This is a genomic window from Kitasatospora sp. NPDC004240, assembly GCF_053603215.1.
The window spans coordinates 45,965-71,165 of sequence record NZ_JBSGFD010000012.1; the positions used below are offsets into that span (position 1 = coordinate 45,965).

At 74.5% G+C, this 25,201-nt stretch carries 22 protein-coding genes; 12 read left to right on the plus strand and 10 right to left on the minus strand.

Translation table 11 applies throughout. The features are described from left to right. Positions 1 to 442 precede the first annotated feature (442 nt). The 4 genes from ACWEQL_RS05670 (at position 443) to ACWEQL_RS05685 (ending at position 5,800) form a co-directional block, all read left to right on the plus strand. Positions 443 to 2,689: an MMPL family transporter gene (locus ACWEQL_RS05670; RefSeq protein WP_452148911.1), complete on the plus strand. Its 2,247-nt coding sequence runs from the start codon at positions 443 to 445 to the stop codon at positions 2,687 to 2,689. Between the two features lie 110 nt (positions 2,690 to 2,799). Next, positions 2,800 to 3,693, plus strand: a complete 894-nt coding sequence (locus ACWEQL_RS05675) for a phosphotransferase enzyme family protein (protein WP_452148881.1) — start codon at positions 2,800 to 2,802, stop codon at positions 3,691 to 3,693. 162 nt (positions 3,694 to 3,855) lie between these two features. Next, positions 3,856 to 4,833, plus strand: coding sequence for a polysaccharide deacetylase family protein (locus ACWEQL_RS05680; RefSeq protein ID WP_452148882.1), 978 nt, complete (start codon positions 3,856 to 3,858; stop codon positions 4,831 to 4,833). Positions 4,834 to 4,927: 94 nt separating this feature from the next. Further along, positions 4,928 to 5,800, plus strand: a complete 873-nt coding sequence (locus ACWEQL_RS05685) for a hypothetical protein (protein WP_452148883.1) — start codon at positions 4,928 to 4,930, stop codon at positions 5,798 to 5,800. Positions 5,801 to 5,851: 51 nt separating this feature from the next. Here ACWEQL_RS05685 and ACWEQL_RS05690 read toward each other — a convergent pair whose 3' ends face one another. Next, complete coding sequence (locus ACWEQL_RS05690) at positions 5,852 to 6,553, minus strand: exonuclease domain-containing protein (protein ID WP_452148884.1); 702 nt, start codon at positions 6,551 to 6,553, stop codon at positions 5,852 to 5,854. A gap of 280 nt (positions 6,554 to 6,833) precedes the next feature. Next, on the minus strand, positions 6,834 to 8,108 hold the full coding sequence (locus ACWEQL_RS05695; RefSeq protein WP_452148885.1) for an SAV2148 family HEPN domain-containing protein: 1,275 nt from the start codon (positions 8,106 to 8,108) through the stop codon (positions 6,834 to 6,836). Between the two features lie 440 nt (positions 8,109 to 8,548). Here ACWEQL_RS05695 and glgX point away from each other — a divergent pair, with 440 nt between their 5' ends. The 3 genes from glgX (at position 8,549) to treZ (ending at position 15,021) form a co-directional block, all read left to right on the plus strand. Then, positions 8,549 to 10,684 carry a glycogen debranching protein GlgX gene (glgX, locus tag ACWEQL_RS05700; protein WP_452148886.1) on the plus strand — a complete coding sequence of 712 codons (2,136 nt, stop codon included), beginning with the start codon at positions 8,549 to 8,551 and terminating at the stop codon, positions 10,682 to 10,684. A gap of 147 nt (positions 10,685 to 10,831) precedes the next feature. Next, a complete protein-coding gene (gene treY / locus ACWEQL_RS05705) occupies positions 10,832 to 13,273 on the plus strand; it encodes a malto-oligosyltrehalose synthase (RefSeq protein ID WP_452148887.1) in 2,442 nt (813 codons plus the stop codon). Further along, positions 13,270 to 15,021: a malto-oligosyltrehalose trehalohydrolase gene (gene treZ, locus ACWEQL_RS05710; protein ID WP_452148888.1), complete on the plus strand. Its 1,752-nt coding sequence runs from the start codon at positions 13,270 to 13,272 to the stop codon at positions 15,019 to 15,021. Before treY ends, treZ begins: the two co-directional genes overlap by 4 nt. A gap of 47 nt (positions 15,022 to 15,068) precedes the next feature. On the opposite strand, the gene ACWEQL_RS05715 is transcribed toward treZ, so the two are convergent. Together ACWEQL_RS05715 and ACWEQL_RS05720 are read right to left on the minus strand one after the other, a co-directional pair. Further along, positions 15,069 to 15,965: a transketolase family protein gene (locus ACWEQL_RS05715; RefSeq protein WP_452148889.1), complete on the minus strand. Its 897-nt coding sequence runs from the start codon at positions 15,963 to 15,965 to the stop codon at positions 15,069 to 15,071. Between the two features lie 141 nt (positions 15,966 to 16,106). Beyond that, positions 16,107 to 16,757 (minus strand): transketolase, encoded by a 651-nt coding sequence (locus ACWEQL_RS05720; protein WP_452148912.1) that lies wholly within the window; start codon positions 16,755 to 16,757, stop codon positions 16,107 to 16,109. A 198-nt stretch (positions 16,758 to 16,955) separates the two neighbouring features. Here ACWEQL_RS05720 and soxR point away from each other — a divergent pair, with 198 nt between their 5' ends. Beyond that, positions 16,956 to 17,456: a redox-sensitive transcriptional activator SoxR gene (soxR, locus tag ACWEQL_RS05725; RefSeq protein ID WP_452148890.1), complete on the plus strand. Its 501-nt coding sequence runs from the start codon at positions 16,956 to 16,958 to the stop codon at positions 17,454 to 17,456. Between the two features lie 24 nt (positions 17,457 to 17,480). On the opposite strand, the gene ACWEQL_RS05730 is transcribed toward soxR, so the two are convergent. Then, complete coding sequence (locus ACWEQL_RS05730; RefSeq protein WP_452148891.1) at positions 17,481 to 17,954, minus strand: Lrp/AsnC family transcriptional regulator; 474 nt, start codon at positions 17,952 to 17,954, stop codon at positions 17,481 to 17,483. Positions 17,955 to 18,067: 113 nt separating this feature from the next. Here ACWEQL_RS05730 and ACWEQL_RS05735 point away from each other — a divergent pair, with 113 nt between their 5' ends. Continuing rightward, a complete protein-coding gene (locus ACWEQL_RS05735; RefSeq protein ID WP_452148892.1) occupies positions 18,068 to 19,105 on the plus strand; it encodes an asparaginase in 1,038 nt (345 codons plus the stop codon). On the opposite strand, the gene ACWEQL_RS05740 is transcribed toward ACWEQL_RS05735, so the two are convergent. Next, positions 19,102 to 19,665, minus strand: coding sequence for a GNAT family N-acetyltransferase (locus ACWEQL_RS05740; protein ID WP_452148893.1), 564 nt, complete (start codon positions 19,663 to 19,665; stop codon positions 19,102 to 19,104). The two genes, ACWEQL_RS05735 and ACWEQL_RS05740, sit on opposite strands and share 4 nt — an antisense overlap. Before the next feature lie 74 nt (positions 19,666 to 19,739). On the opposite strand from ACWEQL_RS05740, the gene ACWEQL_RS05745 reads away from it, so the two are divergent. Together ACWEQL_RS05745 and ACWEQL_RS05750 are read left to right on the plus strand one after the other, a co-directional pair. Then, positions 19,740 to 20,180, plus strand: a complete 441-nt coding sequence (locus ACWEQL_RS05745; RefSeq protein ID WP_452148894.1) for an NUDIX hydrolase — start codon at positions 19,740 to 19,742, stop codon at positions 20,178 to 20,180. Between the two features lie 135 nt (positions 20,181 to 20,315). Beyond that, on the plus strand, positions 20,316 to 21,167 hold the full coding sequence (locus ACWEQL_RS05750) for an SAM-dependent methyltransferase (protein WP_452148895.1): 852 nt from the start codon (positions 20,316 to 20,318) through the stop codon (positions 21,165 to 21,167). Between the two features lie 159 nt (positions 21,168 to 21,326). Here the strand turns inward: ACWEQL_RS05750 and ACWEQL_RS05755 are convergent, their stop codons facing one another. Continuing rightward, a complete protein-coding gene (locus ACWEQL_RS05755; RefSeq protein WP_452148896.1) occupies positions 21,327 to 22,220 on the minus strand; it encodes a LysR family transcriptional regulator in 894 nt (297 codons plus the stop codon). Between the two features lie 76 nt (positions 22,221 to 22,296). On the opposite strand from ACWEQL_RS05755, the gene ACWEQL_RS05760 reads away from it, so the two are divergent. Then, the gene (locus ACWEQL_RS05760; protein ID WP_452148897.1) at positions 22,297 to 23,052 is read left to right on the plus strand and encodes a CTP synthase C-terminal region-related (seleno)protein; all 756 of its coding nucleotides are present in this window, start codon (positions 22,297 to 22,299) and stop codon (positions 23,050 to 23,052) included. 7 nt (positions 23,053 to 23,059) lie between these two features. Here the strand turns inward: ACWEQL_RS05760 and ACWEQL_RS05765 are convergent, their stop codons facing one another. The 3 genes from ACWEQL_RS05765 to ACWEQL_RS05775 form a co-directional block, all read right to left on the minus strand. Then, positions 23,060 to 23,599: a GNAT family N-acetyltransferase gene (locus ACWEQL_RS05765; RefSeq protein ID WP_452148898.1), complete on the minus strand. Its 540-nt coding sequence runs from the start codon at positions 23,597 to 23,599 to the stop codon at positions 23,060 to 23,062. Between the two features lie 37 nt (positions 23,600 to 23,636). Beyond that, positions 23,637 to 24,233: a dephospho-CoA kinase gene (coaE, locus tag ACWEQL_RS05770; protein ID WP_452148899.1), complete on the minus strand. Its 597-nt coding sequence runs from the start codon at positions 24,231 to 24,233 to the stop codon at positions 23,637 to 23,639. Positions 24,234 to 24,536: 303 nt separating this feature from the next. Then, positions 24,537 to 25,178 (minus strand): MBL fold metallo-hydrolase, encoded by a 642-nt coding sequence (locus tag ACWEQL_RS05775; protein WP_452148900.1) that lies wholly within the window; start codon positions 25,176 to 25,178, stop codon positions 24,537 to 24,539. Positions 25,179 to 25,201 lie beyond the last annotated feature (23 nt).

Genomic DNA, 25,201 nt, shown 5'->3' on the forward strand with positions numbered 1-25,201 from the left:
TGAGAGCATCATCTTACGAGAACTTGCTTGCCGACCGGCAAGTGACCCCCGTAAGCCAACCCCCTCGGGGACGCCTCTCCGGCGGCCCCGCACCATCTTCACCCCGCGGACGGGGCTCTGACCTCGTGCTCCGGGTGGAGATTCCTCCCCCTCAGGGTGGAGTTTCCACCCTGAGATCAGGGAGGGAATCAGGGTCGGGGGTAGGGAAAACCCCACCCCGCCCCCGAGGCAGGCCCCAGGGAGAACTCCCCCGCCAGCCGGATACCTCGCCAACCCCGGCTTCCCTACTGTCATTTGTGGCGCCGGACCCACGGCCGGCGCCACAAGGCACAGGCACACAGCTACTGATCCCCGGCGGCCGACCACCGCCGTACGCCCGCACGCCCCGCGGCCGACCGCCGCGCACTCCCTGGGGGAAGTTCCCGTGAAAACCAAGCTCGGCATGGCTGCCGCGATGGGCGCATGGAGCGCCCGGCACCGGAAGACCGCGGTCTTCGGTTGGCTGCTCTTCGTCGTCCTCGCCGCCTTCCTCGGCGGCCTGCACGGCAAGGAGGAGATCAAGGAGCACGAGCAGATGCCCGGCGAGGTGGCCCGGGCCGCCAAGATCATCGACGAGGCGGGGCTGAAGACCCCGGCCGGCGAGACCGTCCTCGTCCAGAGCGCCACCCAGAGCGCCGACTCCGCCGCCTTCAGGGCCGCCGTCGACCAGGTCGTCGCCGCCGTCAACGGCACCGGCAAGGTCTCCGACGTCCGCTCCCCCTACGACAGCCACGCGATCTCGGCCGACAAGCACTCCGCGCTGGTGCAGTTCACCGTCAACGGCGACCGCGAGGAGGCCGGCGACAACGTCACCGTCGTCCTCGACGCGGTCAACGGCGTCCAGAAGAAGCACCCGGACCTCACCGTGGTCCAGTTCGGCGAGGCCAGCGCCGGCAAGTGGTTCGAGGAGCAGTTCACCGAGGACTTCGCCCGCGCCGAGTGGACCGCCGTGCCGCTCGCCCTCGGCATCCTGCTGGTCGCCTTCGGCGCCCTGGTCGCCGCCGTCCTGCCGGTCGTCCTCGCCATCACCGCCTTCGTCGCGGCCGGCGGACTGGTCGCGCTCAGCAGCTCCTTCCTGCACACCAGCAACGACGCCAGCTCGGTGATGCTGCTGGTCGGCCTCGCCGTCGGCGTCGACTACTGCCTCTTCTACCTGCGCCGCGAACGCGAGGAACGGGCCGCCGGACGCGACCTGGACACCGCGCTGAAGATCGCCGCCGCCACCAGTGGCCGGGCCGTCCTGGTCTCCGGCGTCACCGTGGTGGTCGCCATGGCCGGCATGTTCCTCACCGGCATCGCGACCTTCCAGGCCATGTCGTACGCGACCATCGTGGTCGTCATCACCGCCGTGCTCGGCTCGCTGACCGTGCTGCCTGCGCTGCTGTCGATGCTCGGCGACCGGGTCGAGAAGGGGAAGGTCCCGCTGCTCGGACGGCTGCGCCGCCCCGACGCGGCCACCACCGGCGGCCGGGTCTGGAACGCCGTCCTGACCCCGGTGCTGCGCCGTCCGCTCGCCGCGACCGTACTGGCCGGAGCACTGCTGGTCGGTCTCTCCGCGCCGCTGCTGACCATGCACACCGCCAACCTGACCTTCGCCCAGCAGCTGCCCAAGGGCAACGAGCTGGTCACCGTCTCCGAGAAGATCGAGGCCGCCTTCCCCGGCAGCCCCGCCCCCGCCTCGGTGGTCATCCGCGCCACCGACATCGACTCCCCCGCGATGACCGCCGCGATCGCCGACCTGAAGGCCCGGGCCCTGGCCAGCGGCCGGATGCAGGAGCCGATCGAGGTCAGTGTCCACGCCGACAAGAACGTCGCCACCGTCGACATCCCGCTCAAGGGCAGCGGCAACGACGAGGTCAGCAACGCCGCGCTGAAGACGCTGCGCGAGGAACTCGTCCCCGCCACCGTGCTGACGGTGCCCGGCACCGAGGCGCCGGTCACCGGGCGCACCGCGGGCAGCTACGACTTCAACGAGAAGATGTCCTCCTCGATGCTGCCGGTCTTCGGCTTCGTGGTCGCCTTCGCCTTCCTGCTGATGCTGGCCTCGTTCCGCTCGCTGGCCGTCGCCGCCACCGCAGTGGTGCTCAACCTGCTCTCGGTGGGCGCCGCGTACGGGGTGCTGACGCTGGTCTTCCAGCACGGCGTGGGCGCCTCGCTGCTGGGCACCGCCGGGGTCGGCGCGGTGGAGTCCTGGGTGCCGCTGTTCCTCTTCGTGATCCTCTTCGGGCTCTCGATGGACTACCACGTCTTCGTGGTCTCCCGGATCAAGGAGGGCTACGACCGGGGTCTGCCGACCCAGGCCGCCATCGCGCACGGCATCCGCTCCACCGCGGGCGTGGTCACCAGCGCGGCGGTCATCATGGTGGCGGTGTTCGCGGTCTTCGGCACCCTGTCGATGCAGGCGATGAAGCAGATGGGCGTCGGCCTCGCGGTCGCGGTGCTGATCGACGCGACGGTCATCCGCGCGGTGCTGCTGCCCTCGGTGATGAGCCTGCTCGGCGACCGCAACTGGTACCTGCCGTCCTGGCTGAACTGGATGCCCGACCTCTCGCACAGCGAGGTCTTCCCGCCGGTCGCCGCCGGACGCTCCGGCGAGGTGGCCCCGGCCCCGGCGGCCGACGGCGCGCGCCACCGCCGGATCGAGGTCTGACCCTTCGTCATCACCCCACGGCCGGGCCCCGCTTCACGCGGGGCCCGGCCCTTCTGCGTCAGAATGATCTCCGTCGCGCCCCGCCGGCGCCGAGGAACGGAGCAGCCGCCATGATCCCCTTCGACGAGGGCCGCGCCCGGCTGCTGCTCGCCCACGCCTGCGAGTCCGCCGGACTGCCCGCACCGGCCGCCGCCCGGCTGCTGGCGCTCGGCGAGAACGCGGTGTTCGACCTCGGCGGCCCGGCCGCGGTGGCCAAGGTCGGCCGCGGCCCCGAGCTGTACGACCGGGCGCACCGCGAGCTCACGGTCGCCCGCTGGCTGGCCGGCCGGGGCGTCCCGGTGGTGCTCCCGCACGAGGTGGCCGGCGAGGAGCCGCAGCTCGCGCACGGCCACCCGGTCACCTTCTGGCAGCGGCTCGCCCCCGCCGTACGGGAGGCGCGGCCCGCCGACCTCGCCCCGCTGCTGCGTACGCTCCACCGGCTGCCGCTGCCGCCGTTCCCGCTCACCGGACGGGACCTGCTGGCGCCGGTGGAACGCTGGCTGGCCTCCGCCGAGGGGCACGTGGACCCGGCGGACGTGGCGTTCCTGCGCCACCGCCGGGACGCCTTCGCCGCCGCGCTGCCCGATCTGACACCCCGCCTGCCGACCGGGCTGATCCACGGGGACGCGCTGCCGCGCAACGTCCACGTCGGGCCGGACGGGCCCGTCCTGCTCGACCTGGAGAACGTCTCGCACGACCTGCGCGAGCACGACCTGGTGGTGCTGGCGCTCGCCCACGACCGGTACGGCCTCCCCGCCGAGGAGTACCGGGCGTTCACCGGCGGGTACGGCTGGGACGTGCGGGAGTGGCCGGGGTTCGCGGTGCTGCGCGGCGCCCGGGAGACCGCCAGCGCCTCCTGGGTCGCCCAGCAGGCGCCCGGCGACCCGGCGGCGCTCGCCGAGTTCCGCCGGCGGGTCGACTCGCTGCGCGAGGGCGCGACCGGCGTGCGGTGGCAATCGTTCTGACGGTCCGTCGGTTCGGAACGGCGTGCAACCGGGCGGGTGGCCTGGGCGTCCCAGGGCGTGTCTGACAATTCCCGGCGGGAATTGTCAGACACGCCCTTAACGGGCAGTCATCCTGACCGAGGGCGTCGTCGAGGCCGCCTCACCACCTCAGGAGCCGCCGCCATGCCGGAGCACACCACCGCCCAGCACCACGCGACCACCCGCCACCACCGCCGCCGACCGTTCGCCGTCGGTCTCGCGACCGCCGTCGCCCTCGCCCTCGCCGCCTGCGGCACCGCCAACGGGGCGCTCCAGCCGGTGCCCTCACCGTCGACGACCGGGCAGAGCGCCACCTCACCGTCCTCACCGTCCTCACCGTCCTCGTCGTCCACGCCGTCCGCCCACCCGGCTCCCCCGCCGCCGCCCACCTCGGCGGCCCCCGCACCCCCGTCCCCGGGCTCGTCGGCGCCCCGGCCGTCCTCCCCGCCGCCGTCCCCGTTGCCGCCCTCCCCGTTGCCGACCGCCACCCCGGCGCCGCCCGCGCCGCCCGTCGGCGGGGTGCCGACCGCGCTGGTGACCGGCACCGCCTCCGGCGGCCGGACGGTCGCGCTCACCTTCGACGACGGGCCGGGCAACGCCACCGCGGCCGTCCTGGACCTGCTCGCCAAGTACGGCGCCAAGGCGACCTTCTGCCTCGTCGGGCAGAACGCCGCCGCCCACCCGGACCTGGTCAAGCGGATCCTGGCCGCGGGCCACCGGCTCTGCGACCACAGCGTCAGCCACCCGCAGCCCTTCGCCAAGCTCCCGCACGACAAGGCCGAGTACCAGGTCGCGGCCGCCAAGGACATGATCGTCAAGGCCGGCGGTCCGGGCACCCGGGTGGCCTGGTTCCGGGCGCCCGGCGGCGGGTTCACCGCCGACAACCAGAGGATCGCCGCCGCGCACGGGATGCGTTCGCTGAGCTGGTCGGTGGACCCCCGGGACTGGTCACGGCCGGGGACGGCGGCGATCGTCGCAGCCGTCCAGCGGGACCTGCGCCCCGGCGGGGTGGTGCTGCTGCACGACGGCGGCGGCGACCGTACCCAAACCGTCGAGGCGTTGCGGCAGTTGCTGCCCTGGCTGGCCACCCAGGGCTACCGCTGCGACTTCCCGACGGGCTGAACCCCGGCCGGTTCACCGGGTGTTCACCGGGCGGCCGGTCCGGGTTGGCGAGGCCGTCGACGGCGGCCCCGGCCGGCCGCGTTACCATCCCGGCATGACCACCGAACAACCGGGCGATGCGGAACGGCGGTTGACCCGTTCGACCGTGACCTGGATCGTGATCTGGGGCATCCTCGCCACCGCCGCCGGATACCTGGCGGGCAGCGGATTCACCCGCGCCTTCGGCGACGACGTCTGCGGTGCGGAACTGCGGTGCGGCGGCCTCGGCACCGCCGGCTTCCTCGTCGCCGGGCTCGTGCTCTGGCCGGTCTTCGTGCTCGCCGGAATGCTCGCCGGGTGGAGCGAGGAGGGCGCCCTCGGGACGGCGGAGGTGGCCGGCCGGGCCGTGCTCGCCGGATACACCGGGCTCGGACTGCTGGGCGCCTCGCTGTCGGCGGGCGGCCCCTACCCCTGGCCCGCGCTCGCGGCGCTCCCCTTCCTCCCGCTCGCCCGGTGGGCCGACCGCTGGGGCGTACGGCGGCAGCGGGCCGACCGGCTGGAGAAGGAGCGCCGGGCCGCGATGACCGAACTGCTGGACGGGCAGGGCGTCACCGTCACCGGCACGGTCGCCGCGATCCGCCACACCGGTCACACCTACAACGACCGCCCCGAACTCGACCTGACCGTCGAGTACGTCATCGACGACGGCAGCACGCTGCGGACCACCCACACCGACACCTTCGAGGCCTTCGAGATGCCCCGGGTCGGCATCGCGGTCGACGTGGCCTACGACCCCGAGGCCCCGGCCACCTGCCGGGTCACCGTCCCCACGGGGACACCGGCCGAGCCGGCCGCCGTCCTGGCCGAGAGCCTGGAGCGGCTGGCCGCACTGCACCGCGAGGGCGGACTGACCGCCGAGGAGTTCGACCTCGCCAAGGCCAGGGTGCTGGGAGGCCGGACGGCTGGGACGCCGGCCGACGGCAGCTGACGGCGGACGACTGACGGACCCGTGGGCGGACCGCCGGACGGACCCGACGGGTCAGCGCAGCGGCCAGCGCGGGTCGATCACCGCCTGCGGGTCCTTGGCGCGGCGCAGCCAGGCCTCCAGGCTCTCGGCCCACTCCCGGTGCCAGTCGACCTGCCGCCGGTGCAGCTCGGGCAGCGGGACGTCGCCGACCTGCCCCGGGTAGCGCTCCGCGAGGGCGACCGCGACCCGGACGGCGGCGAGCGCGTCGCTGCCCGCCTCATGGGCGTCGGTCAGCTCGACCCCGTACACCTCGCAGACGCGCTGCAGGGTGCGGGAGCCCTTGCGGTACTTGTCCACGGCGCGGTCGATGACCAGCGCGTCCAGCACCGGGGCGACCGGGCCGCCGAGGCGCTCGGCGAGGACGGGCAGCCCGTACCGGCGCAGCTCGGCGTCGAGCAGCGACAGGTCGAACGGCGCGTTGAAGGCGACCACCGGACGGCCTGCGGCGAGGCGCTCGCACAGGGCCGCGGCTATCTCGTCGACCGCCTCCTTGGCGGGCCGGCCCTTGCTGCGGGCGAGGTCGTCGCCGATGCCGTGGATGGCCTCGGCCTCGGCGGGGATCGGGACACCGGGGTCGAGCAGCCAGCTGGCGGCGCCCTGCCGACGGCTCCCGACGGTGTCCACGAGGGCGGCCGTGACGATGCGGGACACGTCCGGGTCGGTGCCCGTGGTCTCCAGGTCGAAGCCGACCAGTGGCTGCTGCCACCAGCTCATGAGGGGTGTCCTTCCGTCCTGCGCTCGAAACAGCCCCTATCATCACCCGCCCCACCGACAACCCGGCCCGAGGGGCTCCGCCGGGCGGCCGGCGACGAGGGTGGAGAGAAGGGGTCGGAACGGCCCGGGGCTCTGTGACACCGGACGGCCGGGAGACACGGACGGCCCGCGATCGGCGGCCGGCGACGGGCTGGTCGGACGGGCAGGGACGCGGACGGCCCGCGGCCGGGCGGCGAGGCAGGAGGGAAGGTCGGGGCCGCGTCCGCGCGGGGGGCGCCGGCTACGACACCGGGCGGGAGTCCCCCCAGACCCCTTCGAACTCCTCGCGGTAGACCTCCAGCAGCCCCGGTTCGGTGCCGCCGGGCTGCTGGCCGGCGCCGCCGCGCAGCACCAGGGCGGGTGACTCCATGCCCCGGGAGCGGCGCAGGTAGGGCTGGACGACGCCGAGGTCGCGGGTCTGGCGGCGGCCGCCGACCTGGCCGGGCGCGCGCAGGCCCTCGACCAGGTAGGCGGTGAAGCGCGGGGTCTCGTCGAAGACCCGGATCTCGAAGCCGCCCTGGTCGCGCAGCCGGGCCCGGACCCGGCGCACGTGCATGATGTTCATCTCGATCGAGCGGGCGAGTTCGCCGCGGGAGAGGCCGAGCTCCCGCTCCCGGCGGCGCACCGCGCTGCTGGCCGGGTTGAGGAACAGCAGCCGGACCCGGCAGCCCTCGGCGGCGAGCCGGACCAGCCGTTTGCCGGTGTAGTTCTGGCAGAGCATGCCGAGGCCGATGCCGAGCGCGTCCAGCCGCCGGGCGCCGTCGAGCAGGTCCTCGACAGGCAGGTCGCGCTGGAGGCGGACCCGGTCGGCGTGCACCGCGACGACGTCCGCGTACCGACCGGCGACCAGCGATTCGACGACGTCGGCGGGCACCCCGCCGGTGCCGCCGTCGAGCAGGGCGAGCAGCCGGGCGGCGGCGCGTTCGGTCTGGGCGAGGACGGTCTGGGTGAGGGTGCGGTTGCGGGAGACGACGTGCCGGGCGACCTCCAGCTCGTCGAGGGCGAGCTCGATCTCCCGGCGGTCGGCGAGGTAGGGCTCGAAGCAGGGCCAGTGCTGGACCATGAGTTCGCGCAGCTGGGGCAGGGTGAGGAAGACCAGCGGGTCGTCGTCGGCGGGGTCGAGCAGGTAGCCCTTGCGCCGGCTGACCTCGCGGACGGCGCCGGCCCGGTGCGCCCACTCCTCGCCGGCGGGTCCGGCGGCGGCGGTGACCCAGTCCTCGCCGTGGGCGGGGGCGTAGATGGGGTGGAGCACCTCGTCGACGAGGGAGCGCAGCCGCTGTTCGACCAGGTTGAGCCAGACGTACGCGCGCCCGGAGAGCCGGACCCGCTGGTACGCGTCCTCCCACTCGCCGGCCGACCAGGCGAGCGCGGGGATCTCGGCCGGGCCGCTCTGGGCCGGGACGACGGCGCGGCCGGCGTGGGAGGGCCGCATGACGACCGTCGGCGCCTCGCTGCGGGCGCTGCCCCGGTCGGGGCCGTCCGGCCCGCCGCCTAGGCCGCCGGCGGGGAACACCATGCGTTACCTCACTGCTTCCTGGTCGAGCTGCTGGTTCTGAACGGTCCGCCCGGCCGGGCCGGCCGGTCCTGATGGTTCGCCACGAGCGCGGGGCGGCCGGACGATCAAGGGTACTGCCCGTCGCGCGCGCCCCGCAGCCGGTTGGACCACCCCTGCCGGCCGCCCGTCCGCCCGCGGGCGGCTCCCGGGGCGGGCGCGCGGCGCGCCGTGGCGCGCCGTACGTCCCGTCCGCGCGGCGCGGTGGACACCCGTTCGGGCGAACAAGGGGCAAATGGCCCCTATGTCCGCCCGCGCGTCGGGGAGTATGCGCACTGTGCCGTGCGTCACGGTGTGCGACCGCCGCACATGTCCGGACACCCGCCCGGGAAGAGACCCCCCGGGGTCGGGCGAATGCCGAACAGTGCGTCAGTTTGCTTATCGCATAAGGGAGTTGAGGACTCATGCAGGTCTGGCCGGGGCAGCCCTACCCGCTCGGCGCCACCTACGACGGGGCCGGCACCAACTTCGCGGTGTTCTCCGAGAGCGCCGACCGGATCGAGCTCTGCCTGATCGACGGGGACGGCTCCGAGACCGCGGTGGAGTTGCGCGAGACGGACGCCTTCGTCCGGCACGCCTACCTCCCCGGCATCGGGCCGGGCCAGCGGTACGGCTTCCGGGTGCACGGCCCGTACAACCCCGGGCTGGGGCAGCGGCACAACAGCGCCAAACTGCTGCTCGACCCGTACGCCAAGGCGATGAGCGGCCACATCGACTGGGACGAGTCGGTGTACGGGTACCACTTCGGCGCCCCCGAGCGGCGCAACGACCTGGACTCGGCGCCGCACACCATGCACTCGGTGGTGATCAACCCGTACTTCGACTGGGGCACGGACCGCCCGCCGCGCACCGAGTACCACCGCACGGTGGTCTACGAGGCCCATGTGAAGGGGCTGACCAGACTCCACCCGGGTATCCCGGAGGAGATCCGGGGCACCTACGCGGGCCTGGCCCACCCCGCGGTGATCGAGCACCTGGCCAAGCTCGGGGTCACCGCGATCGAGCTGATGCCGGTGCACCAGTTCGTCCGCGACCACCGGCTGCGCGACCTCGGGCTCTCCAACTACTGGGGCTACAACACCGTCGGGTTCTTCGCCCCGCACTCCTCCTACTCCTCCACCGGCGACCGCGGCCAGCAGGTGCAGGAGTTCAAGTCCATGGTCAAGGCGCTGCACGCGGCCGGCATCGAGGTGATCCTGGACGTCGTCTACAACCACACCGCCGAGGGCAACCACCTGGGCCCGACCCTGTCGCTGCGCGGCCTGGACAACGTCTCGTACTACCGGCTCGCCCGGGACCAGCGCTTCTACGAGGACACCACCGGCACCGGCAACAGCCTGCTGATGCGCAGCCCGCACGTGCTCCAGCTGATCATGGACTCGCTGCGCTACTGGGTCACCGAGATGCACGTGGACGGGTTCCGCTTCGACCTGGCCGCCACGCTGGCCCGGCAGTTCCACGAGGTGGACCGGCTCTCCTCGTTCTTCGACCTGGTCCAGCAGGACCCGGTGGTCTCCCAGGCCAAGCTGATCGCCGAGCCCTGGGACCTCGGCGAGGGCGGCTACCAGGTCGGCAACTTCCCGCCGCTGTGGACCGAGTGGAACGGCATGTACCGGGACACCGTGCGCGACCTGTGGCGCGGCGAGAACGCCACGCTCGCCGAGTTCGGCTCCCGGCTCACCGGCTCCTCCGACCTCTACCAGGACGACGGGCGCCGTCCGATCGCCTCCATCAACTTCGTCACCTGCCACGACGGCTTCACCCTGCGCGACCTGGTCTCGTACAACGAGAAGCGCAACGAGGCCAACGGCGAGAACAACCGGGACGGCGAGTCCTTCAACCGCTCCTGGAACTGCGGCGACGAGGGCCCCAGCGAGGACCCGGCGGTGGAGGAGCTGCGCGCCCGCCAGCAGCGCAACTTCATCGCCACCCTGATGCTCTCCCAGGGCGTGCCGATGATCTCGCACGGCGACGAGCTGGGCCGCACCCAGCTCGGCAACAACAACGCCTACTGCCAGGACAACGAGCTCTCCTGGGTGCACTGGCCGGACGGGGACGGCCCGGCCGCCCGGCTGCTGGAGTTCACCCAGGGCATGATCTGGCTGCGCCGCGACCACCCGGTCTTCCGCCGCCGGCGCTTCTTCCACGGCCGCCCGGTCTCCGGCACCCGCCCGGCCGCGGGCGACCGGCAGGACCTCACCGACATCGCCTGGTTCACCCCGGGCGGCGAGGAGATGACCAAGCGCAACTGGGGCGCCAGCTACGCCAAGTCGCTCAGCGTCTTCCTCAACGGGCACGCCATCTCCGAGCCCGACCGGCGCGGCGGGCGGATCGTCGACGACTCCTTCCTGCTGATGTTCAACGCCCACTCGGAGCCGCTGGAGTTCACCGTGCCCGCCGACCACGGGCAGGAGTGGCAGCTGGTGGTCGACACCGCGCAGCCCCGGCTGCCCGCCCCCGGCACCGGCGCCCGGGTGAAGGCCGGCGACACCCTCTGGCTCGTCGACCGCTCGCTGATGGTGCTGCAGCGGCCGGCCTGAGGCACCGGACGACCGGCCCCGGCCGCCCGGGGAGAGCGCCCCGGCCCCCTGGGAAGACCGCCCCGGGCCGCCCGGCGGCCGGGCCGGTCACCTGTTCGGGTCAGCAACGGGTCTTGGCCGCGGGCCCCGGCGGGTAGTCATGGACTCATGACCTCCGCCGCCGAGCCCGCGCAGCCACGCCCGGCCGTCATCCCCACCTCGACCTACCGGCTCCAGCTCCAACCCGGCTTCACCCTGCGCGACGCCACCGCCGCCGTGCCGTACCTGGCCGCCCTCGGTGTCTCCCACCTGCACCTGTCCCCGCTGCTGGAGGCCGTGCCCGGCTCCACCCACGGGTACGACACCGTCGACCACACCCGGATCGCCGAGCAGCTCGGCGGCGAACCGGCGCTGCGGGCCCTGGCCGCCGAGGCGCACCGCCACGACCTGCGGCTGATCGCCGACGTGGTGCCCAACCACATGGCACTGCCCGCCCCCGAACGGCTCAACCGCCCGCTCTGGGAGGTGCTGCGGGACGGCCCCGACTCCCCGTACGCGCGCTGGTTCGACATCGACTGGACGGCCCAGCCCGGACCGCCCGACGCACCCGCCCGCGGCCGGGTGCTGCTGCCGGTGCTCGGCGACCGGCTCGGCGCCGTGCTCGACCGGCTCACCGTCGACGGGGACGTGCTGCGCTACCACGAGCACGCCTTCCCGCTGCGCCCCGGCACCGCCGCACTGCCGCTGCCCGAGCTGCTCGCCCGCCAGTGGTACCGACTCGCCTGGTGGCGCCTGGCCCGCACCGAGCTCAACTACCGCCGCTTCTTCACCGTCAACGAGCTGATCGCGATACGGGTCGAGGACCCGGAGGTGTTCCGGGCCACCCACGGGGTGCTGCTGCGGCTGCACGCCGAGGGCGTCCTGGACGGCTTCCGGATCGACCACCCGGACGGCCTGGCCGACCCGCGCGGCTACCTGCGCCGGCTCGCCGAGGCCACCGGCGGCGCCTACACCGTCGTCGAGAAGATCCTCACCGGCGAGGAACGGCTGCCGCCGGACTGGCCGTGCGCCGGCACCACCGGCTACGACGCGCTGCGCCGCATCGACGGCGTACTCACCGACCACACGGGCGCCTGCCGGCTGGCGGGCGCCTACGCGCACTTCCTCGCCGGCGAGTCCGGCCCGCCCGGCGAGCCCTGCGCCGACCCGCACCCGGCGGTGGCCGCCGCCCGGCGGGGGCGCGCCGACATGACCGCGCCGCAGGGCGAGCTGGCCGCCGAGGTCGACCGGCTGGTCCGCCTCGCGGTGCGGATCGCCGCCGCCGAGCCCGCGTTCGCCGACCACGCGCCCTGGCAGCTGCGCGAGGCGCTGCACCGGCTGCTCACCGGCTACCCCGTCTACCGCCCGTACGCCCGGCCCGGCGAGGCGGTGCCGCAGGCCTCCGCCGAACAGCTGCGCACCGCCCTGGACGGCGCCGGCGCGGACCCCACGGCCGCCCTGGTCGCGGACCTCGCGCTCGGACTGCTCGGCCGCGGCCCGGAGAAGGACGAGTTCTGCGTGCGCTTCGCGCAGACCGCCGCCGCCGTCGCCGCCAAGGGCGTCGAGGACACCGCCTTCTACCGCTGGAACGCGCTGCCGCACCTCAACGAGGTCGGCGGCGAGCCGGCCCGGCCGGGCGTCGCCCCGGAGGACTTCCACGACTGGTGCCGCGACGTCCAGCGGCACTGGCCGCACACCCTCACCGTGCTGTCCACCCACGACACCAAGCGCAGCGCCGACGCGCGCGCCCGGCTCGCCGTCCTCGCCGAGCAGCCGGAGCGCTGGGCCGCCGAGGCCGCCGCGTGGTCCACCGCGGCCGGTCCCTGGCCGGACCGGGACGCCGACTGGCTGCTCTGGCACACCCTGGTCGCCGCCTGGCCGATCGGCCCGGACCGGCTGGAGGCGGCCCTGCTCAAGGCCGTCCGCGAGGCCAAGACCCGGACCTCCTGGACCACCCCCGACCACGCCTACGAACGCACCCTGGGCGAGCGGGTGCGCGCGGTGTACGGCAACCCCGGGCTGTTGCCCCGGATCGAGGGCCTGGTGCACGCCCTGGCGCCGTACGCCCGGGCCAACACCCTCGCCGCCGCGCTGCTGCACCTGACCGTCCCCGGCGTGCCGGACCTCTACCAGGGCAGCGAGGAGCCGCTGCACACCCTGGTCGACCCGGACAACCGGCGGGCCGTCGACCTCGGCGCGCTCGCCGTCCGGCTCACCGACTCACAGACGCCCCGGCCCGGCGACCTCGCCCGCGAGAAGCTCCACCTCACCCGCACCGCGCTGCGCCTGCGCCGCGGGCTCGGCCCGCTCGGCCGCCACCGCCCGCTGCCCTGCGCCTCGCCCCACCTGCTCGCCTTCGAACGCGGCGAGCACGTGATCACCGCGGTGACCCGCCTCCCGTACGGGCTGGAGCGGGCCGGCGGCTGGCGCGACACCGTGCTGGAGCTGCCGGCCGGCGGGCCCTGGACCGACCAGCTGACCCAGCGCGAGCACCCGCCCGGCCCGGTGCCGGTGGCGGACCTGCTCTCCGCCCTCCCGGTGGCCCTGCTGACCCGGGGGGTGCCGCGGTGAGGAGCTACGAGGTGTGGGCGCCGGCGGCCGGCGAGCGGGTCGAGGTCGAGGTCGACGGCGGCCGCCACCCGCTGCGGCGCGACCCCGCGCGGGACGGCTGGTGGCGGGGCGAGGCCCCCGACGGGGACTACGCCTTCCGGCTGGACGGCGGCCCGCCGCTGCCCGACCCGCGCTCCCCCCGTCAGCCGCACGGCCCGGACGGCCCCAGCCGGCCAGTCGACCACGCCGGCTTCCGCTGGTCGCACACCGGCTGGCGCGGCCGCCCGCTGCCCGGCGCGGTGCTGTACGAGCTGCACATCGGCACCTTCACCCCGGCCGGCACCTTCGACGCCGCCGCCGAACGCCTGGACCACCTGGTCGAGCTGGGCGTGGACTTCGTCGAGCTGATGCCGGTCTGCCCGTTCCCCGGACGGCACGGCTGGGGCTACGACGGGGTCTCGCCCTGGGCGGTGCACGAGCCGTACGGCGGGCCCGACGGGCTCAAGCGCTTCGTGGACACCGCGCACCGCAAGGGCCTCGGCGTGGTCCTGGACGTGGTGCACAACCACCTCGGCCCGTCCGGCAACTACCTGCCCGCCTTCGGCCCGTACTTCACCGACCGCCACCACACCCCCTGGGGCTCGGCGGTCAACCTGGACGCGCCCGGCTCGGACGAGGTCCGCGCCTACCTGACCGGCTCCGCGCTGGCCTGGCTGCGCGACTACCGGATCGACGGGCTGCGGCTGGACGCCGTGCACGCGCTGGCCGACGACCGGGCCGTGCACTTCCTGGAGGAGCTCGGCGCCGAGGTCGAGCGGCTGGCGGTGGCCGAGAACCGGCCGCTGTTCCTGATCGCCGAGTCCGACCACAACTCCCCGCGCACCACCGCCCCGCGCGAGGCCGGCGGGCTCGGCCTGAGCGCCCAGTGGAGCGACGACTTCCACCACGCCCTGCACTGCGCGCTCACCGGCGAGTCCCAGGGCTACTACGGGGACTTCGCCCGCGCCCCGCTGGCCGCGCTCGCCAAGACGCTCACCCGGGGCTTCTTCCACGACGGCACCTGGTCCTCCTTCCGCGGCCGCGGCCACGGCCGCCCGTTCCCGCCCGCCTCCGGCCACCGGCTGCTGGGCTACCTGCAGACCCACGACCAGGTCGGCAACCGGGCCCTCGGCGACCGCCTCCCGGCCCTGCTGTCCCCCGGCCGACTCGCCGCCGGCGCCGCGCTGGTGCTGACCTCGCCGTTCACCCCGATGCTGTTCATGGGCGAGGAGTGGGGCGCCTCGACGCCCTGGCAGTACTTCACCGACCACACCGACCCGGGGCTCGCCGAGGCGGTCCGGCAGGGCCGGCGCCGGGAGTTCGCCGAGCACGGCTGGCAGGCCGAGGCCGTCCCCGACCCGCAGGAGCCGGCCACCGTGCTGCGCTCCGTCCTGGACTGGACCGAGCCCAGGCGCGGGCCGCACGCCGAACTCCTGGACTGGTACCGGCGGTTGCTCCGGCTGCGGCGCTCCTGCCCGGAGCTGTCCGACCCGGAGCTGGCGGCCGTCGGGGTCGACCACGACGAGCGGGCGCGGTGGATCGTGGTGCACCGGGGGCCGTACCGGGTGGCGGCCAACCTGGGCACGGAGGCGGCCCGGCCGGTGGACGGGGTGCGGGAGGTGGTCGCCTCGTTCGGCGACTGCGGGCTCGACGGCGGTGCGGCGGGCGGCGGGCCCTCCGGCGGGCGGCTGCGGCTGGGGCCGGAGTCGGTGGCGATCGTCCGGGTGTGAGGCCGGGGGTTCCGCGAGCGCTGCGGGCGGGCGCTGCGGGGCACGGGTTACCAGAGGAAGGTGCCGATCCGCTCGCGCAGCGCGGCCGCGTCCAGTCCGTAGGCCGTCAGGTGCTCGGGGATCGAGCCGTAGTGCCGGTGCTCCTCGCGCGGCACGCCCAGGCCCAGCACCCGGTGCGGCCGGTCGTTCAGCGCGGCGTGCGCGGCGTTGTCGGAGGTACCGGCCAGGTACGGCTCGACGATCACCACGTCGGGACGTCCCTGGCCGACCGCCGCCCGCAGGCCCGCCGCGTCGAACGGGCGCACGGTGGCCGCGTACGCCACGGTGACGTCCAGCCCCTCGGTGGCCGCCAGCACCGCGTCCAGCATCGGGCCGACCGCGAGCACCACGCCCTTGCTCCCGCGGCGCAGCACGGTGAACCGGCCCGGAACGACGTCCACGGCGGCGCCGTTCTGGTGCGCCGACAGCCGGACGTAGACGTTGCGGTCGCCGTCGGCGACGGCGTGGCGCAGCAGCCGCTCGGCCTCGTCCGGGTGGCCGGGGACGTGCACGGTCCAGTCCGGCAGGGTGTCCAGCAGCGCCACGTCGCCCGGGGACATATGGGTGCGCCCGCCGGCCGGCCAGTCGTACGAGCCGGCGGCGCTCACCAGCACCGCACCGACGCCCTGGTGGACCAGGTCCAACTTGATCTGCTCGAAGGGCCGCTCGACCAGGAAGCTGGCGAAGGTGTGGGCGATCGGGCGCATCCCGGTGAGCGCCAGGCCGCCGGCCGCGCCGATCAGCAGCTGCTCGCGGATGCCGACGTTGACGACCCGGTCGGGGTGGTCGGCGGCGGCCCGGGTGAAGCCGGAGGCGGAGATGTCGGCCAGGACCACGGCCAGTCGCGGGTCCTCGTCCAGCAGGCGGGTGGTGACGTCCAGGAAGCGCTCGCGCATGGTGTCCATCGGGGAGGTCCTTCGCGGTGGGAGGTGGGCGGTGCGTGCGGTGGCGGGGCGTGCGGTGGCGGGGCGTGCGAGGGGTGCGGGGCCGGCCCGGGCCGGGGTGCGGGGCGGGGCTGGGGTGCGGGGCCGGGCCGGGCGCGGGACTCAGGCGGTCTTGGGCTCCACCCGGGCGACCACCACGTGCGGGCGGCCCGGGTGGGCGGCGGTGAAGGCGGTGTGCAGCGCCTCGTGGTCCCGGCCGTCCACGGTCGCCGTGGACCAGCCCTCGTTGGCGAAGCGCGCCGCGATGCCGCCCCGCCAGCCGTGGGTGGCCGAGGAGTTGTCGATCACCACGACGTGCAGCCGGTCCAGCCCGTACGCACCGGCGAAGGCCACCGCCTCGTGGTTGGAGCCCTCGTCGAACTCGGCGTCACCCAGCAGCACCCAGACCGCCGGATCGGTCAGCCCCTGGGCGCGCAGCCCGAGCGCCGTACCGACCCCGAGCGGCAGCCCGTGACCCAGCGAACCGGAGGCGATCTCGACCCCGGGGATCAGCAGGCGGTCCGGGTGGTGGCCGAGCGGGGAGTCGTAGGAGCCGAAGCTCGGCAGGATCCCCCGGTCGATGAAGCCCTTGGCGGCGAGCACCGCGTAGTAGGCCATCGGCCCGTGGCCCTTGGAGAGCAGGAAGCGGTCCCGCTCCTGGTCCCCGGCGGTCTCCGGGGTGACCCGCAGGACCCGGTCGTACAGCACCCAGAGCGCATCCAGGGTGGAGGTGGCGGCCGGACCGTGCTTCTCGTCACCGGTCATCAGGGCCATCAGTCCGGGCAGGTCCCCGAAGGTCGCGGGGATGCCGGGCGCAGGGATGCGGGGCGCGGGGGTGCCGGCAACGACGGTGCCCGGAACGGTGGCACCCGGAACGGTGATGACGGCCTGCGCGGTGGTCTTCGCTGTGGTCATGCCGTCGATCGTGCAACTTCAAGTCGACTTCAAGTCAAGCGGCTAGAGTGATCGTCCATGACCGCCCACGGACCGCACCGCAACGACCTGCTCACCATCGGCCAGCTCGCCGAGCGCAGCGGCCTCGCGACCTCCGCCCTGCGCTACTACGAGAAGCTGGGGCTGATCCACGCCGAGCGCACCACTGGCAACCAGCGCCGCTACGCCCGCGGCACGCTGCGCCGGGTCGCCTTCGTCCGCGCCGCCCAGCGGGTCGGCCTCTCGCTGGACGAGGCCCGGGTCGCCCTGGACCGCCTCCCCGAGCGCCCCGCCCCCAGCGGCACGGAGTGGGACGCCGTCGCCGGCTCCTGGCGCTCGCGGATCGACGAGCAGATCGCCGAGCTGGAACTGCTGAAGGCCAAGCTCAGCGGCTGCATCGGCTGCGGCTGCCTCTCGCTCACCCGCTGCGGCCTCTACAACGCCGGCGACCGCGCCGCCGCGGCCGGCCCGGGCGCCCGCTACCTGCTCACCCGCGATCCGGAGAGCGGCCCGGAGCCGGCCCCGGCGGACCTGCCCTGACGTCCGCGGCCCGAGGGCCGGTGGTCAGGCCGGCCTCCTCGGCGGACGGCCCACCGGCAGCCCCCGCGGCTCCTTGATCCGCTTCATGATGATCTGCGAATTGACCTCGGTCACCCCCGAGAGCGAGGTCAGCCGCTCGATCCAGAGCCGCTCGTACGCCTGGAGGTCCGCCACCGCGATCCGCAGCAGGCAGCCGGGGCTGCCGAACAGCCGGTACGCCTCGATCACGTCCGGGATCTCCTGCAGGGCCTCCTCGAAGGCCTCCACCGCCTCCCGTTCCCGCCGGACCTCCACCGAGACCAGCACCTCGAAGCCCCGGCCGACGGCCTCCGGGTTGACCACCGCCCGGTAGCCCTCGATCACCCCGTCCTGCTCCAGCTGCCGCACCCGGCGCATGCAGGGCGAGGCGGTGAGACCCACCCGCTGGGCCAGCTCCTGGTTGCTGAGCCGCCCGTCCTCCTGGAGCTCGCGCAAGATGTGCAGGTCGATCTCGTCCATGGCGCAAGAATCCACCACGGTTCCGGCCTCGGCAAGGCGGAACTGGCGATCGTATTGCGGGCTTGTTTTCCTATCCTTGCGAGGTCGGGGTACGCGAACGAAAGGCACCACCCGTGAAGCAGGTCGTCCTCATCAGCACCGGCGGCACCATCGCCAGCCGCTGGCAGGGCAAGGGTTACGCCGCCGACACCTCCGGCCCCGAGGTGCTGGCCACCACCGTCGTCCCGCCCGGTGTGAACGTGAAGGTCGTCGACCTCTTCAACGTCAACAGCCCCCGGCTCACCACCGCCCACCAGCTCGCCCTGCTGCGCGCCGTCCACCAGACGCTCTCGCACCCCGAGGTCGCCGGCATCGTGGTCAGCCACGGCACGGACACCCTGGAGGAGTCGGCCTTCCTGGTCGACCTGCACCACGCCGACGACCGCCCGGTGGTCTTCACCGGCGCCCAGCTGCCGATGGACGCCGCCGACGGCGACGGGCCGGGCAACCTGCGCGACGCGCTGCTGACCGCCGCCACCGTCTCGGGCCTCGGCACCCTCGTGGTCTTCGACGGCAGGATCCACGCCGCGCGCGGCACGGTCAAGACCGCCACCCTGGCCCTGGACGCCTTCGCCGACCCCTCCGGTACGGCGGTCGGCGCGGTCGGCCCCGCCGGCGTCGAGCTGCACGGCCGTCCCGAGCGCCCCGCCGGACTGCCGCTGCCCTCCCCGTCCGTTCAGCAACTCCCGCTCCGCGTCGACCTGGTGATGCACCACGCCGACGCCGACCCGACGCTGCTGCGGGCGGCCCTCGCGGCCGGCGCCCAGGGCATCGTGCTGGTCGGCACCGGCGCCGGCAACGCCACCCCGGACTTCGTCGAGGCCGTCGCCGAGGCGATCGCGCGCGGCGTGCTGGTCGCGCTCACCTCCCGGGTCTCCGCCGGCCCGGTGGCCCCGCTCTACACCGAGGGCGGCGCCGTCGACCTGATCGCCGCCGGCGCCCAGCCCACCGGCACCCTGCGGGCCGGCCAGGCCCGGATGGCGGTGCTCTCCGCGCTGCTGGCCTCGCCGGACCCCCAGGAGCGCCGCCGGATCCTCGCCCACGCCCTCGCCGCCCCCACCGTGAACCTCCCGGCCCACGCCACCACCCCGGCCACGGCCATCGCGTCCTAGGCCCTGCCCTGACGCTCGTCCCGGACCCCGGGGAAGCCCGGGGTCTCCAGATCCTCCCGCAGCACGCTGTAGCGCACGCTGTCGCGCCAATGCCCGCCCCGGAAGACGGCCTTGCGGGAGACGCCCTCGCGGATGAAGCCGCTCTTCTCCAGCGCGCGCTGCTCTGCGAGGTTCTCCACGTCGGTGTCCGCCTCGATGCGGACCACCGGCGTGTGTGCGAACAGGTAGCGGACCAGGAGCTGTTGGGCCCTGGTCCCGATCCCCCGTCCCCGGGACTCGGGCAGCAGCAGGATGCCGGCGCTCCAGTAGTACGAGATCCGCGTCACGGTGATCCGCCGCCAGCCGACGAACCCGTGCAGCTCCTCCCCCGTCACCACCGCCAGCTGCGCGCTGTCGTCCCCCAGCAGCCCGTTCTCCGCCCAGCCGCGCCGCCAGCGCCCCGGGTCCGCCCAGCCGAACCACTGGTACGGCTCGGTGGCCTCCGGTTCGAGGAGAAATCGCTCCAGCGTGGAAAGGTCGTGTTCGAGTATCGGACGCAGACTCACGGATGTGTCGCTCATTCCGTCACTCTAGGCGCTCGCATTTCTGACGCGCCGTATGGTTACGTCACGAACCGGTGTCTCGGAGGGGTGTTTTGGGAAGCAACGCACGGCCGCGGATCTCGGCGTACGCGATCGCCACCATGGAGGACCGACTGCTGCTGACGCAGCTCTCCGCGGCCTCCCCGGTCTTCGAGCCCGGGCTGTGGCACCTTCCCGGCGGGGGCATCGACCCCGGCGAGCAGCCCGAGGAGGCCCTGCGGCGCGAGCTGTTCGAGGAGACCGGGCTGGAGCTGATCGAGGCCGAGCTGGTGGACGCGCGCAGCTACGCCGCCACCCGGCTCGGGGTGGAGTGGCACCTGGTGGGGGTGTTCTACCGGGTCGCGCTGAAGCCCGCGCCGCTCGTGGTCACCAAGGCCGACGACTCCACCAGCGCCGTCGCCTGGATGCCGCTGGCCGGCCTACGGGAACCGGACCTCTCCCCGCCCGCGATCGACGCGCTGACCGCGCTCGGGATCCGGCCGGCCGCCGGCTGACCCGCCGGACGGGGATGGGTCCCGGCCCCGGTCGGGCCGTCCGGATCGCGAAAGGCGGCGCACGCGTACGAATTGGCACCTATGCTGCCGACGGAACCGCACGGATCACTGGTATGACCCCCGGGGAGGCCGGACATGACCGATCGTCACGAGATCGAGCTGGAGTGGCTGGACGGCGACAACGCCGAACTGCGCACACCCGCCGACCTGCGGCCGGAGATCCCGCACCCCGCCCGGATGTACGACTACTACCTCGGCGGCAAGGACAACTTCCCCGCCGACCGCGAGGCCGCCGAGAAGGTGCTCGCGCTCAGCCCGCTGGTACGGATCAGCGCGCTCGCCAACCGGGCCTTCCTCGGCCGGGCCGTGCACCACCTCGCCACCGACGGCATACGGCGGTTCATCGACATCGGGACGGGCATACCGACCGCCGGCAACACCCACCAGATCGCCCAACGGGTGCGGCCGGACGCGAGAGTGGTGTACCTGGACAACGACCCGATCGTGCTGGTGCACAGCCGCGCGCTGCTCGGCGGGACCGCCCCGGGCGGCACCGCCGTGGTCCGGGCCGACCTGCGCGACCCGGCGGCGATCCTGAAGACGCCCGAGGTCCGCGAGGCCGTCGAGGCCGGGGAGCCGGTGGCCCTGCTGCTGTTCGCGGTGCTGCACTTCATCGACGAGGCGGACGACCCGTACGGCATCGTGCGGACCCTGGTGGACGCGCTGCCCCCGGGCAGCCACCTCGCCCTCTCGCACGCCACCGGCGACTTCTCGGCGCCCGAGGACGCGGCCAAGGGCCCGGCGATCTACCGCAACGCCGCCGCCCAGCTGACCATGCGCGGCCGGGAGCAGGTGCTGCGCTTCTTCGACGGCCTGGAGCTGCTGGAGCCCGGGCTGGTCACCGCTCCGCTGTGGCGCCCGGACGGGGCCCCGCAGGAGACCGACGCCCAGGTCGCCATCTGGGCGGGCGTCGGCCGCAAGGCCTGACCGCGGTTCCGGGGCCGGGCGCGTGAGGCCGGGCGTCCGAGGTCGGGCGTGAGGCTCGCCGCGTGAGGCCGGGCGCGTGAGAAGTCGGACCGGCCGACTTCTCACGTGCCGACCGGCCCCGGGCGCCCGCCGACCCCGCGCGACGATCCCGGGCACGCGTCACGCCCGCGAGGGAGCCAGCAGCCGGGCGAGCAGCGCCGCGGGGCCGTCCTCCGGGAGGCTGCCGTGCACCAGTTCGGTGCGGTGCACCAGACGCGGCTCGCGCAGGGCCACCGCGACGACGCCGGGCGCGCCGTCCACGGCGGACGGCGGCAGCAGCGCGAGGCCGTGACCGGCGGCGACCAGGGTGAGCAGTCCCCGGACGTCGCCGCCGAGGTAGGCGGTCGCCGGCCGGAAACCGTCCACACCGGCGGCGGAGCGCAGCCGGCCGGACGGCGGGGTGACGGCGGGCGCCTCCAGCCAGCGGGCGGCGGACAGGTCGGCGAGGGCGAGGCCGGACCGGCCGGCCAGCGGATGGTCGGCGGGCAGCACCACGGCGACGGGCTGTTCGGCGACGGCCAGGGTGGTGAGCGGGCCGGTCTCGGGGAGCGGCAGCGGGTCGCTGGGCGCGGCCAGGCCGTCGACCAGGGCGAGGTCGACCTCGCCGGTGGCGGCCAGGGCCGGCAGCTCCTCGTGCGCGAGCACCCGCAGCACCGGCTCCAGCCGCGGGTGCGCCCGGCGCACCTCGGCGAGCGCGTGCGCCACGGCGGGCGTGACGGTGAGCGGGGTCGCGCCGAGGACCAGGCGGGCACTCGGGGCACCGGCCAGGCGCGCGATGTCGGCGCGCGCCGCGTCCAGCCGTACCAGCAGCGGGCCGGCGTGCTCCAGCAGCCGCGCGCCCACCCCGGTGGGGCCGACCGGGCGGCGGTGCAGCAGGGTGGTGCCCAGATCGCCCTCCAGGGCGGCGATCTGCTGGGAGACCGCGGACTGGGTGTAGCCGAGCACGCGGGCCGCCTCGGAGAAGGAGCCGAGCCGGCAGACGGCGACGAAGGTGCGCAGGTGGTGCGGATCCATGGGCATCAGTATCACTGATGCCCACAGCAAGGATCATCGTTGGTGCTCATCGGGCTCTCGGCGTCAGGATGGCCGCATGACCTATCGCACCCCCAGGCTCGCCCTCGTCGGCGACCGTTCCGCCGGTGTCCGTTCCCACACCCGCGTCCCCGGCCTGCTCGCCGCGCTCGCCGAACGCGACCAGCTCGTCCTGGACGCCTACTGGATCCCCACCGAGGACGCCGCGGCCCCGGGCGCGCTCGACGGCTTCGACGCGATCTGGCTGCTGCCCGGCAGCCCGTACCGCAGCGAGGCCGGGGCCGTCGAGGCGGTCCGCACGGCCCGCGAGCGGCGGATCCCGTTCCTCGGCACCTGCGCCGGCTTCCAGCACGCGGTGCTGGAGTACGCCCGGAACGTCTGCGGCGTTACCGCGGCCGCGCACGCCGAGTCGGCCCCGGACGGCGGGCAGCTGCTGCTGGTCCCGCTCAGCTGCTCGCTGGTCGGCCACGAGGGCGTCGTCGACCTCGTCCCCGGCTCGCTCGCCGAGCGGGTCCTGGGCACCACCCGCACCCTGGAGCGCTACCACTGCGCGTACGGGCCGAACGCCGAGTACCTGGAGCTGCTGCGCGCGCACGGACTGCGGTTCAGCGGCACCGACGCCTCCGGCGAGGTGCGGATCGCCGAACTGCCGGACCACCCGTTCTTCCTGGCGAGCCTCTTCCAGCCCGAGCTGTCGGGCGAGGAGGGCCGCCCGCACCCCGCGATCCGGGCCCTCGCCCTCGCCGCCGTCGAGCACGCGGCCGCGCGCACCGCCCCGGCCCCCACGCCCGTGCCGGCCGCCGCGTCCGCCTGACCGGGGCTCACATCGGCAGCGAGCGCAGCCGTACCGGGCCCTCGGGCCAGCCGGTGCCCTCCGCCAGCGGCGCCCACATGGTCCGCAGCGGCATCAGGACCACCCGGCCGCCGGGCTGCTCCACGTGGACGTCCGCCAGCACCTCCCGCCAGCCGAGCCGCCGGTAGAGCGTCACCAGCGGCGGTCTGCAGAACAGCAGGGCGTGCCGCGGGCCCAGCGTCCGCGCGTGCTCCAGCGCCGCGTCGACCACCGTGCGGGCCAGGCCCCGCCCCCGTTCCTCGCGGGCGACGGCCACCCCGCCGACGCCGACCGCCGCCAGGTCGACGCCGCCGACGGTGAGCGACAGCGGCAGCAGCCCGGTGTGGGCGACCAGCCGACCGTCCGGGAGTCGCACGCCGAAGTGGATCTCCTTGGGCAGGAAGGTCAGGCCGGTGTCCACGACGCCGTACGGGTCGGGGCCGGCGCCGAGTATCTCCTCCTGCTCGGCCTTGCCGTACTCGCTCAGCCGCACCACGGCGGTCGGTTCGGGAGCCCTCTGATCAGCCATCCCCCCATGATCGCCGCTGGGCGGGGTCGTGACCAGATCAGATCTGACGCGACTTCAGTTCGGCCCAGACCTCGGCGACCCGGGGGGCCAGCGCCTCCAGCGGTCCGCTGTTGTCGATCACCAGGTCGGCGATCGCCAGCCGGTCGGCGCGGCGCGCCTGGGCGGCCATCCGGGCCCGGGCCTCCTCCTCGGTCATGCCCCGCAGCCGGGTCAGCCGGTCGATCCGGACCTCGTCCTCGGCGTCCACCACCAGGATCAGGTCGAACAGCGGGGCGAGCCCGTTCTCGGTGAGCAGCGGCACGTCGTGGACGACCACCGCATCCTCGGCGGCGGCCGCCTCCAGCTCCGCGGACCGGGCCCGGACCAGCGGGTGGACGATGGCGTTCAGCGCCGCGAGCCGGTCCGGGTCCGCGAACACCACGGCGCCCAGCGCGGGGCGGTCCAGCGCGCCGTCCTCCCGGAGCACCCCGGGGCCGAACTCCGCCACCACCGCGGCGAGGCCCGCCGTCCCGGGCGCGACCACCTCCCGGGCGATCACGTCGGAGTCCACGATCACCGCGCCGTGGGCGGCGAGCAGGCGCGACACCTCGCTCTTGCCCGCGCCGATGCCGCCCGTCAGTCCGATCTTCAGCATGGCGTCAGGCTACCGGCGCGGACACCCGCCCGGACCCCGGACCCCGGACCCCGGACCCCGGACCCCGGGCCCGCACCGGGCAGGCGGGTGCAGGCGGGTGCGTGAACTTTCACGCTTGCGTGAATGGCGGCGCATGCATGAATGGCGGTGTGCACGTGAGCGTTCATGCTTTCGTGAATGACAGCGTGTACGTGAATGGCATCGCGTACGTGAATGGCATCGGGTTCACGAATGATGGCGCACACGTGAATGGTGGAGTCCACGTGAGCGTTCACGCCTGCGTGAACGCTCACCGATGCCGCCTCACCCCAGCTCCAGGCTCTCGCCCGCCGCCAGGGCCGTCAGCTCCGCGCCCGTCCCCGGGCCGCCCGACCCCACCAGACGGGTGTGGATCGCCAGCCCCTCCGGGCTGAGCACCGCGTCGTGCACCGCCACCGCCTGCCGCGGCCCCGCCTCCCGCACGTAGTCGATCAGCTCGCCGACCTTGCTCCAGGGCGCGGCGATCGGCAGCAGCAGCACCTCCACCGGGTGCGGCGGCACGGTCAGCGCGTCACCCGGATGGAAGACCCGGCCGTCGAAGAGGAACCCGGTGTTGCGCACCAGCGGGATCTCCGGATGGATCATCGCGTGCCACTCCCCGTGCACGCTGACCCCGAGCCCGCCCAGCTCGAAGGCGTCGCCCTCCCCCACCGCGGTCACCCGCCGCCCCAGGTCCTCCAGCTTCGCCGCGACCGCCGGGTTGGTCCACACCCGCAGCGCCGGGTCCGCCTCCAGCGCGGCCCGCAGCGTCCCCTCCGCGAAGTGGTCGAAGTGCTCGTGGGTGATCAGTACGGCGTCCGCCCCGGCCAGCGCGGCCGGATCGGTGAACGCGCCCGGGTCGATCACGACGGTGGTGTCGCCCTGCTCAAGGCGAACGCAGGCATGTCCGAACTTGGTCAGTCGCATGGGCAGAACAGTACGACGTGATC